Origin of the sequence: Vagococcus fluvialis (assembly GCF_048815235.1) — a bacterium.
Taxonomy (GTDB): Bacteria; Bacillota; Bacilli; order Lactobacillales; family Vagococcaceae; genus Vagococcus.
In genome coordinates, this window is the sequence record NZ_JBMEAO010000009.1 from 82,751 (window position 1) to 98,188 (window position 15,438).

11 protein-coding genes are annotated in these 15,438 nt (G+C 32.5%); 4 read left to right on the top strand and 7 right to left on the bottom strand.

Annotated features, from left to right (window positions below):
- Positions 1-19 precede the first annotated feature (19 nt).
- The 3 genes from addA to lepB form a co-directional block, all read right to left on the bottom strand.
- On the bottom strand, positions 20-3,769 hold the full coding sequence (addA, locus tag ACODH8_RS07540) for a helicase-exonuclease AddAB subunit AddA (RefSeq protein ID WP_332464723.1): 3,750 nt from the start codon (positions 3,767-3,769) through the stop codon (positions 20-22).
- A complete protein-coding gene (locus ACODH8_RS07545) occupies positions 3,762-7,313 on the bottom strand; it encodes a PD-(D/E)XK nuclease family protein (RefSeq protein WP_332464722.1) in 3,552 nt (1,183 codons plus the stop codon). The genes addA and ACODH8_RS07545 overlap by 8 nt, the downstream gene beginning before the upstream one ends.
- A gap of 111 nt (positions 7,314-7,424) precedes the next feature.
- On the bottom strand, positions 7,425-7,985 hold the full coding sequence (gene lepB / locus ACODH8_RS07550) for a signal peptidase I (RefSeq protein WP_332464721.1): 561 nt from the start codon (positions 7,983-7,985) through the stop codon (positions 7,425-7,427).
- A 167-nt stretch (positions 7,986-8,152) separates the two neighbouring features.
- Between lepB and ACODH8_RS07555 the strand changes: the two genes are divergently transcribed.
- The 4 genes from ACODH8_RS07555 (at position 8,153) to ACODH8_RS07570 (ending at position 12,255) form a co-directional block, all read left to right on the top strand.
- Positions 8,153-9,511 (top strand): APC family permease, encoded by a 1,359-nt coding sequence (locus ACODH8_RS07555; protein WP_332464720.1) that lies wholly within the window; start codon positions 8,153-8,155, stop codon positions 9,509-9,511.
- A gap of 83 nt (positions 9,512-9,594) precedes the next feature.
- The gene (locus ACODH8_RS07560; protein ID WP_332464719.1) at positions 9,595-10,461 is read left to right on the top strand and encodes an SPFH domain-containing protein; all 867 of its coding nucleotides are present in this window, start codon (positions 9,595-9,597) and stop codon (positions 10,459-10,461) included.
- Entirely contained in the window at positions 10,461-11,030 is a 570-nt protein-coding gene (locus tag ACODH8_RS07565; protein ID WP_332464718.1) for an XRE family transcriptional regulator, read from the top strand. The genes ACODH8_RS07560 and ACODH8_RS07565 overlap by 1 nt, the downstream gene beginning before the upstream one ends.
- Positions 11,031-11,088: 58 nt before the next feature.
- Positions 11,089-12,255 carry an MFS transporter gene (locus ACODH8_RS07570; RefSeq protein WP_332464717.1) on the top strand — a complete coding sequence of 389 codons (1,167 nt, stop codon included), beginning with the start codon at positions 11,089-11,091 and terminating at the stop codon, positions 12,253-12,255.
- A gap of 52 nt (positions 12,256-12,307) precedes the next feature.
- On the opposite strand, the gene ACODH8_RS07575 is transcribed toward ACODH8_RS07570, so the two are convergent.
- The 4 genes from ACODH8_RS07575 to phnC are packed head-to-tail and all read right to left on the bottom strand — an operon-like array spanning position 12,308 to position 15,436.
- Complete coding sequence (locus tag ACODH8_RS07575) at positions 12,308-13,024, bottom strand: tyrosine-protein phosphatase (protein ID WP_332464716.1); 717 nt, start codon at positions 13,022-13,024, stop codon at positions 12,308-12,310.
- A gap of 8 nt (positions 13,025-13,032) precedes the next feature.
- The gene (locus tag ACODH8_RS07580) at positions 13,033-13,824 is read right to left on the bottom strand and encodes a PhnE/PtxC family ABC transporter permease (RefSeq protein WP_332464715.1); all 792 of its coding nucleotides are present in this window, start codon (positions 13,822-13,824) and stop codon (positions 13,033-13,035) included.
- Between the two features lie 9 nt (positions 13,825-13,833).
- The gene (gene phnE / locus ACODH8_RS07585) at positions 13,834-14,634 is read right to left on the bottom strand and encodes a phosphonate ABC transporter, permease protein PhnE (protein WP_332464714.1); all 801 of its coding nucleotides are present in this window, start codon (positions 14,632-14,634) and stop codon (positions 13,834-13,836) included.
- Positions 14,627-15,436 (bottom strand): phosphonate ABC transporter ATP-binding protein, encoded by an 810-nt coding sequence (gene phnC, locus ACODH8_RS07590; RefSeq protein ID WP_332464713.1) that lies wholly within the window; start codon positions 15,434-15,436, stop codon positions 14,627-14,629. The genes phnE and phnC overlap by 8 nt, the downstream gene beginning before the upstream one ends.
- Between the last annotated feature and the right edge of the window lie 2 nt (positions 15,437-15,438).

Below are 15,438 nucleotides of genomic sequence, written 5' to 3' on the forward strand. Positions count from 1 at the left end.
CACTAGCGTTTTCTTAAAGTTAGCTCATTTCTATTTGATGGTTCCCTTTTAATAAAATTAATTTTACAGATGTAACTTTTTGTTGTTTGACTTGTTCAAGAGCTTGTTTATATAAATTTAGTTGGCCTACATATTTTTGTTTAACCTTCTCTATTTCTTCTGATAAAGGATTTTTTGACATATAATCCGTTTTAAAATCATATAATATTAATTCCGTCTCAGTTTCAATAAAGCCATCAATAATCCCATGAACTAATAACTTATCAGATTGTTTTCCTTTGAAATCTTTAAAGATGGTATCTGCACTTAACAATAATGAAAAAGGCTGTTCTCTTTTTAAAGATTGATGGTTACTGATTAAATACTGACCAAAGTCACTTTCAAAAAAGGTGATAATCATCTCTCTATCAATTTTTTCACCGATTTCTTTTTCAAGGACCTCATCTTCAATCAATCCATTTATAAGACTATCAATTGATTGCTCACTTGGCGTTTGAGACAAATCTAGCATTTGCATAACTAAATGGGTTCCTGTTCCTATTTCAGCAGGAGAAACTGTTTTTCTCTGAGATAAAAAATTAGGTTTAGCTAATTCATCTCCCACTATTCGGTTTCCTTTACTCTCCTCAGCCTTAACAAAATCTAAAACTTTTAACTCTTTCATATCAGGATCTTCAAATAGGCGTTTAATCTCAGAAACAGACTGATAGCTAGCTGTTGTAGTTGCAGATTGATCCTGATACTCATAAGATAAACGATCAACTACTTTTCTCAACAGTTGAGGATCCGCTTTAGTTGTAACTTTTAACTCTTCACTAACAACGTCGCTCTCTTCCTTCACTAACTGTAGGTCGTCTTTTGAAACAAATTGAACTTTAAAAGACACAGGTATTTCTCCTAATCCTTTTAAAGGTGTTGTTTGAACTTCTGGATAGTCTTTAATAAACTGAGGATGTCTGACTAAACTTAATCCAACCCATCCTAGTAAACTTCTTTGAGCTAACCTAGCATTTGTAGATAAGACACGATGGTCAGATGTGACATTGTCTTGCCAACTTTTTAGAGCAGCCTCTTTATTTTTATACGAGCCAACTAAAAAGAGTTTCTCTTCGGCTCTTGTTAAAGCCACATATAACTTTCTCATCTCTTCTGCTAAGAGTTTTTTTCGTTTTTGCTCTCGAATTAAAACGTATGGTAATGTTTCGTATTTTACTCGACTGTCGCTATCTAAAAACTTAATTCCTGCCCCTAGTCCTTCATCAAAAATAAAGGATTGATTATTAATATCTGTCATATTAAATTGTTTATTCATATCTAAAACAAAAACAACTGGAAATTCCAATCCTTTACTGGCATGGATGGTCATCACTCGAACAGCATCCTCTTCTTCACCAGTTTGATTTGGTTCTGCTAAATCTTTGTTTTTAGCCTGCATTTTTTCGATAAAACGGATAAATTGGAACAAACCTTTAAAGCTCATCTCTTCATAAGCAGCCGCTCTATCATATAAAGCATGTAAGTTAGCTTGCCTTTGTTTACCAGAAGGCATTCCTGCCACATATTCTAAAAGACCTGTATCTTGATAAATTTTCCAAATTAAAGTAACTAGTTTTTCTTGTCTAGCTAATTCACGCCAGTGATTAAATTGCTTATGGAATTCACTGATTTTGTTATACAAGATATCTACCGAAGATTCATTAACTAAGTACGTCTCTAAAGCTTCATAAAAATAACCGCGAGTATCAAACTGTCTAATTTTAACTAAATCATTTTCCTTTGCTCCTACTATTGGAGATCTTAAGATTGCAGCTAACGGAATATCTTGATAAGGATTATCAATCAATTGAAGTAAGGCAACCATAATCCGGACTTCCGTTGCTTGGAAATAGTTTTGTGTATCATTAATTAATAAAGGAATATCAAATTCCTTAAAGACATCTAAAATAACTAAATTATTCTTTTTGGTTGGACTAAGTAACACAATATCACTATAAGTGACTGATCGTGTTACTTGTGCTTTTTTATCATATATCGGAAATTCAGAAGCAATTAATGATTTAATTTTTTGTGCAACTAACAGAAGTTCCCCTTCTGTTTTATCTTCAATTTCAAAAGTTAACTCAGCATCTAATTCTTCTTCTTTATCCGTTTCACTTTCATAAATCAAAACTTCTGTGTCATGTAGAGAACTCTCAGGATATCCTGTATAACCCGTTATTAATTCAGCACTTTGATCGTATTCAATTTGTCCTAATTCTTTATCCATTAATTGAGTGAAGATTAGATTAGTAAAATCAAGAACACTGCCACGTGATCTAAAGTTTTCAGCTAAGATAATACGACGTCCATCTTTTTCATCTGCATACTGTTCATATTTTTCGATAAAGAGCGTAGGATCTGCAAGACGAAAAGCATAAATCGATTGCTTCACGTCTCCTACCATAAATAAATTCCCTTGATTTTCTTCAGGACGCCTTAGCCAGTAAAGAATTCCTTCCTGTAAACGATTGACATCTTGATATTCATCCACTAATACTTCTTTGAATTTATGGCGGTAATAAGTAGAGGCTTCTGATGCTTGCCATTGTCCTTCCTGTTCTTGTCTTAAAATACTTAAAGTGAGATGTTCTAAATCATTAAAATCAACTAGATTTTTTTGCTCTTTTTGTTTTTTGAAAGCATCTAAGTAAGCCAAACAAACAGCCACCATCTCTTCAACTAGAGGCTTAGCTTCTTTAATAAGAGATAACATTTTTTCAGGTGATAAACTAAAGTAATTTTTCTTTATCGTTCCCAATTCTTTTTTGATAATGTCTCGTTCTTTTTTTAGACTCTCGTAATGTTCCATTACTTCTTCAGGACTTGTTTTTTTACTTGGTCCTTTAATTGTTGCAAATTTATTATTTAAAAGACTTTGATAACTTCCCTCTAAATCATCTACTTCAATTTGTTTTAACACTTGTAAAATTAATGCTTTGTCTGATTCAAAAATAGGTAATGTTTTCTCAAAATCAGGCTCACCAGTAGTTTGCTGAATCAAACTTTCTGACTTATCTACTAATAAGGATAATTCCTTTATTAAACTAGGCTTCATTAAAGTCTGATACAAGTTACTTTCTGTTATCGAACCCGTTACTGCATAATGTTCTGACAGACCTTCCAACCATTTTTTAGGCTCTGTATTAGACTGGGCAAAATTAGCCAATGAAAAAATAAGTTTTGTTAGTCCATTGTCATTACGGTCATTAGAAAAATTTTCTGTTAGTTGATAAAAGGCTTCTTGATTCTCTCCATACAACTTTTCTCGCAACTCTTCCCAAACATCTTCCTTAAGTAAGGTTATTTCCGTTTCATCTGTTAACAACCTAAAAACCGGGTCGATATGAATCAAATAATAATATTTTCTAATAACCGTTAAACAAAATGCATGTAAGGTACTAATAGGCGCTGTTGGCAATAAACTCAGTTGCGCAATTAAGTGCTGACGTTTTTCTAAATCAACTTCTTCGGTGATTCCTTGTTGAATGGCTACCTGAATTCTCTGCTTCATCTCTCTTGCTGCAGCCTCTGTGTAGGTAACAATCAGTAATTCATCAACATTTATGCCTGATTTAATATGCTGAATCACACGTTCTACTAAAACAGTTGTTTTACCTGACCCAGCTGAGGCAGATATCAAGAGATTATCGCCACCATCATAGACTGATTGCCACTGTTTATCAGTAAAGTGACTGTTACTTGGCTTTAGAGGTATATTATGTTTACTCATCTTCTGATACCTCCTTAGGATGAATGACATCTTCTTTATTAATTTCTTCAATACGATGATAATTATTTTCTTTTAACATCACGTCAAATTGGCAGACACTTCTAAAAGGACAAAACTCACAGGCAATTCTTTTTTGCTTTTTATAAGCTGGGTTTAGATTAGTTTCTCCACTAAAAATAGCTTTTCCTGCTTCTTCGTATTTACTTTGATTATTTTTAAGTAACCAATCTAACTCTTCTTCTGATACAAATTGAGAGGATTTCATGGTTTCTTTTTTCAATTGTTGATATGGATAGACTGAAGATTTAACACCTGGCTCCATTGTCTTATCAAGTAGCTCAAGAACCCGTTCTTCATTTGTTAATATACCTTCATATTTAAAACTTTTGAGCAACTCTTCCTCTAAAGATTCTTCATCTATTTTTTCACTAGCAGTGATAATTGGATTTTGAATCTGCATGTAGAATGCGCCAGCTGCTTTAGCTTCTTCTCCTACTAAGCTAACGGCATTGTTAAGAGCAACATTGAGATAGGTCACCATTTGTAAAGCTAGCCCGTAATAAGCATCGACAAAATCAAAATTATGTTTACTTGATTTATAATCAATAACAGATAGGTAAATATCTTCCTCAACTGTCATTTTATCAATTCGGTCAATTTTTCCACGAACTTTTAGTTTCTTTTTGTTCCCTAATTCAAAATCAAGACTAGCTAGTCCTTTATCTTGCAGTATTTGACCAAATAATACTTCCGTTTGAATAACTGACATGTTACTGCGTTCACTTTGCTTTTTCAAATTCCATCCAACTCGCTGAATCGTTTGAGAGAGTTGGTACTTAATATAATTCATTCGATTAGTCGTGTTTAAAATGCCAAATTTATCTTGTCCTAACACTTTTTGAAGAACTTGTTCTGTCACTTTATTAATTTCTTCTTGAGTCATTTGGCTTAATATATATTGCTCAGACATAATTTCTTTGAAAAATTGATCAAGTGCCTCATGATAAAAGTCTCCTGTTGCCGCTGGAGATAGCTCAAATTGATCTCTTTCTCTCAGTCCTAATCCGTACATCAAAAAGTACTTATACTGACATTTGTAGAAATTTTCAATTTTTGATACAGACGCATAAACCGTGTCACCATACAACTCTTCAACAGAAACTGGTGTCAATTTCTCAGGAATATTTTGATGTGTCAAACTACTTAATAAACGTTCTGTTTTAAAAGGTAACTCTTTTAAAAGCCTCTTTTCAAGTTGATTGAATAACCACGGAACCTGTGCTTTTTCGTCGATAATAGTTCTTTTATACGACAACCACTCTCTTAGTAAAACATCATCCGTTGAAAAATTATTTTCAGTTACCTCTTGCCCTTCATAAAAGCCTACTACTTTATTATGTTCTTCTAATTTAAATTGTTTTTTTAGTATATTTAAGTAAGGTGAAATTTTTAATTCTTTGGCACCATCACTACTTTTAGGATAAGTTAAAATCACTTTATCTGTAGCAGATAGTAAAGAGAGATAAAATACAAATGGTTCTCTTGCTAAGTCACCTTGTCGATCTTTCTTTAAATATTTATCAAAAGGTAAATACTCCTTAACTAATCCTCGTTCTTCATCTGTTAATAACGTTTTATTCTCAATTTTCCGAGGGATTTGTTGATCCGTTGCCCCAATGATAAACGTAACTTTACTTTTTTTGGCGCGAACTAAATCCATAGAAGTTACTTCTAATTGATCTAAAGTTGTGGGCACTTTACTATAAGTCAATCCTTCTAATCCTGCTTTTATGACTTGAACAAAATCTTCTAACACAAATTCAAACTCACCCATTAACTCAGTATATTCATCTAGTAAAGAAATAAAAGCTTGCCAAGTTTGTTCATGATTTTTAGCTTTTACTAAATTGCCTCGTTCTAATTCTAAGTCTCGCATAAAGGTTAATTGTTTCTCCACTCCAGCTTGAATCATAAAATCATATAATAAAAAACTTGCTTCTTTACCTAAGATTACTTGATCTAATTGTTTGAAAAATTGTCCCACATGATCTTTGATTAAATGTCTCACCTCATTTGATGTGTCTTGAATGACACGCTCTTTATCAACGGTAAGCTCTTCACCTTCATATTGGTAATAGATATATTTCCAATCTTTTTCTTTAATCCAATCACTACCACTAAAGCCGTATGCTAGTACCACGTTTTCTGTATAATCAATAGCTTTCCTTAAATTTTTCTGCTCTTTTTGCCAGTCTTCTAATGAATCTACTTCCAGGCTAATTGGCGAAAAAATCTCAGACCTTAAAAAACGTAGTACATCCTTATATTGATAATAATTTTTTTTCATATTAAACAAGGAACTAATAAATTCAACTAATGGATGATGTTTCATTTCAGTCTCTTGGTTAAAGTAATAAGGAATCTTATTTTCATCTAACACTGGTCCTAGCACTTTTTCATAAAGAGATAGGTCTCTTGTGAGAATCATAATATCTTGGTAACGGTACCCCTCATCTACAACTAACCGTCTAACCTCTTTTGCCATAGAGACCATCTCTGTATAAGGATCATCACACTTCCAAACTTCTAACCAATCTGGGTTTTCAATAGCTGTAGGTTTCGATGGGGATATTTTTTGACTGTCTTGCCATACTTCATCCAAGACAGCTAATTTTTCTTTTTTTCGCTTATTTATCTTATGATCAAATAATAAAGGTATTTTTTTCCCTCTCGCCAGTTGATACAACTCATGATATAAATTGCCTGTATTATAAAATAAGTCAAAAGGTTCTGGCTGATTATGAGGATACCCTTTATCTAAGACGAGTGAGATTTTCATTTCTCCAGCACTTAACATTAAAGCTTCTATTAATTGCTTTTCTGAAGCTGTAAAATTAGAGAACCCAGAGACAATAATCATCACATGTTGCATCTCTTTTTCTTTCAAATACTCAGCTAAGGATAATAAAATTTCATGTCCATCACTATTGAGTTCAATTATTTTTTCTGAATAATTAGCATAAATTTTTTGAATATCACTTAGTTTAACCGCTTCATCTGAATGAGAATTATCTTGCTTCAACTCTTTTAATAAAACTTCTAAATCCTCGCAAGTCACGAATCCTTCTTGAAGCTCATCAAATAAATCTACTAATTGCTCGACAAAGCCTGGCTTATCAATTTCAAATTGAAATAAACTCAAATCAGCAGCACTTTCTATTAATACTTGTTTTAATATCATATATTTAGCTGTTGGCGTTAAGGTTTGTTTTTGATAGCTAGCAGTATTTTGCAAAAAATACCATGCTAACCTTGAAAAACTGAATACTTGTAAATTCATACTCACCATGTTTTCCCAATTAGCATAACTCGGTCTCTCACTTAACTCTTTTAACACGTGAATCTCAGTCTCGAATTTCACATGGTTCGGGACGAGATAAAAAACTTCATGAGCACTTGACTGCTTGAGCCACTCATCGGCCATACAAACTAACTCTTTTGTATGTTCTTCATTTGCTGTTCCTAATATAAATTGAATACTCACAATCACAATCCCTTTCTATTTGCTTATTAGCTTTAGTTTAGCATAATTTCAATGATAAAATAACTGAAAACAAAAAGGCTGGGCATAATTGCCTCAACCTCTTTATCTTTATTATTTATTAAACATGCCCCATTTTTCTGGTGGCCAAAAAACAAATTTTACATCTCCTAAAACATCGTCTTCATTAATAAAACCAATCATTCGACTATCTTTTGAGTTTTGACGATTATCACCTAAAACAAATAATTGATTTTCTGGAACCTTTTGAACACCTAATACGTCTTCCATCTTAAAGTCCTGAGTTAAAGGTAAACCGTATCGAACTGTTTCTTCTGTAGGATTATTTTTGTATTCATCTAAGTAAGGTTCTTTGTATTCTTTGCCGTTAATATAAAGAATATCATCTCTATATTCCACAGTATCTCCTGGTAAACCAATCACTCGTTTTATATAGTTCTTTTTAGGATTATCTGGTGCTGGAAATGTAATAACATCAAAGCGTTCAATTTTTGATTTTTTTAAGGCGATAACTCGTTCTCTATCTACCATTGTTGGATTCATTGAATCTCCAGAAACATTAGTTGGTGTAAAAACATAAGCTCGTAATAAAAATAAAACAATAATTAAACCACCAAACCAGACAATGTTACTAATTATTTCTTTTTTATTCATTTCTTCACTTCCTTTTAATTAAGTTCTTCTTATCTAGTTTAACACATCACACAAAGACTGAATAGTTTAGAAATAAACACTAACCATATCTTACAATTACATTAAACGTTATTTTTATATTTCTTTAGAGTACTAGATATGGTATATTTTTCCTTATAGAAAATCATATGGGAGGTTTTTTTATCAATCAAAATAAAACATATGGATTATGGACCGCCACTGCGATGATTGTTGGAATATGTGTCGGCTCTGGTATTTTTTTCAAAGTTGATGATATTTTAAGATTTACTGGTGGAAATGTAGTTCTTGGTGCTTTAGTTTTTATTATTGGAGCCTTTAGTATCATATTTGGAAGTATTTCCTTAACGAATCTAGCTGCTCGTTCAAACAAAAATGGTGGCATTGTTGCCTATTTCGAAGAATTTTATTCTGAATCTATTGCTAGTGCTGTTGGATGGTTTCAAACATTTCTTTATTATCCTACTATTGCAGTCGTTGTTGCATGGGCCTCTGGTATTTACACGTGCTTATTATTAGGCTTGCCAGATAATTTAGACTTACAAATGGCAATTGGTTTATTTTATTTATTACTATTTTATGGAATCAACATTTTATCTTCTACTTTAGGAGGAAGATTCCAAGTGATTTCTTCCATTGCTAAATTAATTCCACTAATTGGTGTAGGACTTATTGCTATCTTTTTCACAAAAGATTATCCAGAGATTCCTGCAAACGTTGAAAGAGTGCCTGTTAGTAACGTTGGAATAGGTTGGTTAGCAGCTCTTGCACCAACAGCTTTTTCTTATGATGGATGGGCTATTTCTTTAAGTATCTCAGGTGAAGTTAAAAATCCTAAAAAAACAATGCCTTTAGCATTAACCATTGCGCCAATCATTGTGTTATTTGTTTACTTATCTTACTTCTTAGGAATGACTCATATTTTAGGACCTGAGTATATTTTATCAACTGGAAATGGTGCTGTTACTGAGATTGGCTACATGTTATTAGGAAAAAGTGGCGAAGTTATTATCTTACTCTTTATCTTAATTTCTATGTTAGGAGTTGTGAATGGTGTTATTCTAGGACATATTCGTATGCCTTATGCCCTAGCAACTAAAAACATGATTCCTTATTCAGCTAATGTAACGCAACACAATCAAAAAGGTTTTTTCAAAAATTATTCAGCTCTCATTAGTTTAGTTTGTTCTCTTATGTGGTTCTCCATTCACTATTTAACACAAAAATTTGAACTTATGTCGACTGGAGATATTAGTGAAATTGCTATTGTTTTTGGTTATTTATTCTACATGATTCTCTACGTTAAAGTCTTATCATTATATAAACAAAAAATCATTACAAATGCCTTTACAGGGTTAGTAGCACCTATATTTGCTATAATTGGCGGTTTAATTATTGTCATTGGTGGCTTCTCATCTAATCCACTTTCAATGATTGTCTTTTTTGTTATTTGTCTTCTATTCTCATTATCCGGTAGTTTTTATTACCGCAAACAGCTATCTCTTTAATAAAAAGATAGCTGTTTTTTTTGTAAAATAGTTGTCTTATGAAAGAGTTTATACTAACATAAGTTTATAAAAGGAGTGAAAAAATGAAAGAAAAAAATACGTTTCATGTTAATGGTTATTTAGGTCTTTTTATCTTACTTATTATGGTGTTAGGTGGTGGTGGTCTTATCTACTTAACCATCATCAAAGAATCTATTCTGATGGGGATTTTAGGCGCTCTACTGTGGATTATTTCTGGTTTCTTTCTTAGTTCTTTAACAATCGTTAGTCCTAACCAAGCAAAAGCCATTCTTTTCTTTGGTAAGTACTTAGGAACAATTAAAGAAAATGGTCTGTTTATTACTACTCCACTGACTCAAAAGATTTCAATTTCTCTAAAGGTTAGAAATTTTAATACAGCTTTATTAAAAGTAAATGATTCTGATGGAAATCCCATTGAAATTTCAGCTGTGGTTGTGTTTAAAGTAGTTGATTCTGCTAAAGCACTCTTTGCTGTTGATAATTACCGTGATTTTGTGGCAATTCAAAGTGAAACAGCTTTAAGACATATTGCCTCTCAGTACCCTTATGATACCTTTGATGCTGAAGATATTACCCTTAGAGGAAATACCACTGAAGTATCTGAAAAATTAAAAATTGAGTTAGAAGAACGCTTAACGATTGCTGGTGTTGAAGTTATCGAAACTAGGTTAAATCACTTAGCTTATGCAACTGAAATTGCAAGTGCTATGTTACAACGTCAACAAGCTCGTGCCATTTTATCAGCTCGTCAAACTATTGTTGAGGGAGCCGTATCAATGACTCAAATGGCCTTAGAACAAATTGAAGACGGTCAAGATATTCATTTTACAGATGATAGACGTGTTCAATTGATTAATAACTTACTGGTTTCAATTATCACTGATAAAGGAACACAACCAGTTATCAATACGGGAGATGTAAAAGATTAATGCCAACACGAAAAAAAAATCCTTTCAATGATGAAATTGGAATTAAATTAAGACAAATTAGAAAAGAAAAAAAATTAACTATTGAAGAGTTAGCCAAACTATCAGATGTTAGTGGTATCACGATTAGCAATATCGAAAACGGCCGTTCTAACCCAACTTTAAATAGTTTATGGCGTTTAGCAGACTCTTTAAATGTGCCATTAACTAAACTCTTAGGTTACTCTCATACTGAAAAAGAAATCTCTAGTTTAGAAGAAGCACCACCTTACTTTACAAATGATTTAAAAGAAGGATGGCTTGTTCAACCAATTTTTCAAGAAGATGATATTGAAATTTTTAGAGTCTGCCTAAAAGGAGAATCAGCTACTAAACGTTCTCATCAAGTAAGAGATTCTAAAGAAATCATTACTGTTATGAGTGGTGAGTTGGAACTTAGAGTCGGAGATAAATCTTATCATCTTAAAGCTTATGATAGTATCAACTTTGATTCAGGTAATACACATGAATACATCAATCACTCCTCTCAAGACCTTTTATTAAATGTGGTTGTCAAATACAAAAACATATAATATAATATGCAAAGACATATTATATTATATGTTTTATTTTTTTGGAGAGGAATTTTATATGAAACACAAATTAAATTATTTATTGCTGTTAGCAATTATTTTAATCGCCACCAACTTAAGAGCTCCCATCACTGCTGTTGGTCCTTTAGTTGGAATCATTACAGAAGAATTATCATTAACTGGAGCACAAGCTGGTTTAATCACTACTTTACCATTGATTGCTTTTGCTTTAGTATCGCCTTTAGCACCTAAAATAGCACGGAAATTCGGAACTGAAAAAACAATACTTGGTTCTTTGCTATTCATTATTTTAGGATTAAGCATTCGTTATATTCCTAGTATACCTACCCTATTTTTAGGAACCATTATCTTAGGTTGTGGAATTGCTATTGGTAACGTGTTAATTCCTAGTATTGTGAAGAAAGAATTCCAAGGAAATAGTGGTTTAGTAACAGGGATTTATTCAGTAAGCATGAACCTAACAGGTGCTATTGCTTCTGGTGTTAGTATTCCATTAATCCAACAACTTGGATGGACGTGGAATCAAGCTCTTAGTCTATGGATACTATTTGCTCTCTTAGGTCTCATCGGATGGTTACCTCAGATGAAAAGAAAGCAAAAAACAACGACCATTGTTGAATCTACTTCTAATGTATCTGTGTGGCATTCAAAATTAGCTTGGTCTATCTCTTTATTTATGGGAATTCAATCCTTTATTTTTTATGTACTAGTTGCTTGGTTACCTCAAATGTTAATTAGCCAAGGTATTCCAAGTTCAAAATCAGGTGGTATGCTGTCCTTACTACAGTTAACTTTACTACCTACAACCTTCATTATTCCGATCATTGCAGAGAAAAAAGAGAATCAAAAATCTCTTGTTAGCCTATCTTTCTTATTATTCTTTTTAGGAATTGGTGGATTAATGTTTTCAAATAGCTTCATTATTACAACAGCTATCATTTTTATTGGAATTGCGGGTGGTATTGCTTTTAGTTTATCGATGATGTTCTTTAATCTACGGACAACTAGTGCTAAAAGTGCTGCTGATTTATCAGGTATGGCTCAATCAGTTGGTTATATTCTTGCTGCCATTGGTCCTTTCCTCTTTGGTTTACTCCATGATTTAACAAATTCATGGCAATCCTCATTGATTCTACTACTGGCAACGACTCTTATTCTATTATTCGTTGGTCTAAAAGCTGGATCTAAAGAAACTATTTCATAAAACCAAAAGAAGGTTGCTAACCTAAGCAACCTTCTTTTTAGTTTAATAATTACTAATCAATTTCAATATATTTTTCAATAATTTGATTTATGTCTGTTTCAGTTAGTCCACATGTTAACAAATAATTTCTTAAGTTTCCATAATCTGCCCGTAATTTATCTAAAAAGCGTTCCATATGCTCTCTTTTAGAGTTAACTAAATGAGCATATTCTTCTGGCACTTGAAAATCTGGATTCTTAGATAAATGAGAGTAAGTTACTTCATAGTTAGCTATAATATCTCCGTCTGTTACTCCTAGTAAATTCAACATCAAGGCAGAGATAACTCCTGTTCGATCTTTTCCAGCAGCACAATGAAATAAAATACCATTGTTTGTAGAGTCTTTAAAAACATTAAAGATATCCTTAATCATATCTTTTCCTTGATCTAATAACTCACAATAAAAATCCCCTAGATTCATCTCTGTATCAGATTGTGTTATATCTTGAACATCATCTGCAATCATTAATGAGATATAATGTTTTTTAAATGAGTCATTCTTTTCAAGAATATAACCTGTTTCTTCTCTCTCAGCTTTCGTTCTTAAGTCAATAATAGTATCTACTCCATACGATTGTAGTTTTTCTATATCCTTAGTACTTAAAGAAGAAATATCGTCACTTCGTAATAACTGTCCCCATTTAACAGCTGAATCAAAGCCAATTGGAATACCTCCTAACTCACGTGTATTGTAAGTTGTTTCTAGTACCAATCGATTTCTATATAACATATTTTCACCTATCCTATTTTTTGTTTTTTCTTAACTTGTCCCATACTTAGTTCAAACAACAACATAGTCATAAAAATGCATATGATACACATGGAGATTTTCCCGTAATTATAACTACTAATAGCCCTTGATAACACAGTTCCAATCCCACCTGCTCCTACCATACCAAGTGAGATAGATTCTGCTACATTAGCTTCAAGACGAATAGCAATCCAAGTCGTAAAAGCTTGCGATACATTAGGCAAAACCCCTTCAAAAACAAGCTGTAACCAACTGGCTCCTGTTGCTCGCATCGTCTCTATCATCTCTTCTGGGACTTCTTCAATACTACTAATAAAGGATTTAGTTAAATAACCCACTGTTGGAAAAACTAATCCTACAACACCCGCTACACTTCCAAATCCAAGACTTGCAACAATCATTAATACCCACACTAAAGAAGGGATAGCTCTAATAATTGAAACACCACTTTTAATAAAAGTTGAGAGTAGTTTAGACGGTGCGATATTAGATGCTCCTAAAATAGAAAAGATGAAAGAAAGTAAAATACCAATTAACAATGAAGCGATTGCCATAGCGATTGAAACTAATAATTGAGCACTTATTTCTCCTATATCTTGTGTATTAATAACCATAAAATTACTAATAACATTTCCTGCTTCAGCACCTCTTTCAAAAAAAGTTACAAAATCTAACTCTAAGTAAAAAGCACTCACTAAAAACAGAAGTGTAGCTCCAATAATTGAAACAACTATTTTTATTTTATTTTTGGGTGGTGTTAAATAAATTGCTTGTTCCATTTTTACCTCCTATAAGATAATCTTTCTCAGTCGATTAACGGTGAATTCAATTAATAAAACCATGATAACAAGAACAATAATTAAAGCACTTGCTTCTTGGTACTTAAATAATCGAATGTTGGTTTGAATCATAATACCAATACCACCTGCTCCTACCATACCTAGAATAGCTGATGCACGAATGTTAATTTCAAAAGAAAACAATGTCCAATTAATCCATGAAGGATAAAACTCAGGTAGTAATCCATGAATGACTAATTGCGTTTTACTGGCGCCTGTCGCTTTTAAAGCTTCCAATTTACTTCCCGCAATATGATTCATCTCCTCAGCATAGGATCTAGCTAAAAAACCAAAAGTCGCTATAATCAAAGCTAATAAACCAACCATGTTTCCAATTCCAAAAATATAGACTAATAAAGACGCCCATACAAGAACTGGAATATTCCGAATGAAAGAGACCAACATTCTAACAATCAATCTAACAGGTGCTAAAGAATTAATCTCCTCAGCCATTAACAATCCGAAAATAAAAGCTAGAATAGCAGAAATATAGGTACCAACTACAGCAAACAGGACTGTCTCAATAATGAGTGGTACATAACTATCAATATGACTAAAATTTGGTGGAAAAAATTCCTTTCCTAAAAAACTAAAAATTTCAGGAAAAGCCACTAAAACTGAAATCGGATTTACCTGTAAGTAAACAAATGAATAACCAACGACAAAAGCTGTTAATACGAATGTTAATTTCCGTTTAAATTGCTTTTTATCTGTTAATTCAATTAACATCAAAGAATCTAAGTTAGCCATAGACACCTTCCTCCACTACAACAAAAGGTTCATTCTCCATAACCTCAATTTCATCATCCTGCGTATCATAGATATGAGCAATAACGTCTTGTGTTAATCCTGAAGGTAGGCCATCAAATACAATCTCTCCAGCCTTGACGCCAATTATTCTTGTCGCGTATTTTTTAGCAATTTCTACTTGGTGTAAATTTACTAAACAAGTTAACCCCCGTTCTTCTGTTATTGCTTTCAGATGTGACATTACTTTTTTAGATGATTTAGGATCTAAAGATGCTATCGGCTCATCTGCTAAAATTAAATCAGGTTTTTGCATAATCGCTCGGCAAATCCCTACTCTCTGCATCTGACCTCCAGATAATTCGCCCGCTTTTTTATACATATGTTCTTCTAATCCAACAGTTTTTAATAACTCTACAGCTAATTGTCTATCTTCTTGAGAATATAATCCAAGTGTACTCGTTAAGAGAGAGACTTGACCTAACCTACCATGAAGAACATTTTTTAGGACATTGGTACGATTGATTAAATTATAATGCTGAAAAATCATTCCAATTTTGGCACGGTATTCTCTTAACTCTTTTTTACTAGAATGAGTTAACGTTTTTCCTTTAAAAATAACTTCACCTGATGTTGGCTCTACTAATTGGTTAATTGTTCTAATTAAAGTCGATTTCCCTGCTCCAGATGGACCAATAATGACAACAAATTCACCTTCGTTAATAGTTAAATCAATTCCTTTTAAAGCTACATGTTGGTTTTTATATTCTTTTTTAACTTCTTTCAACTCTAAAATAGGTGTCATGA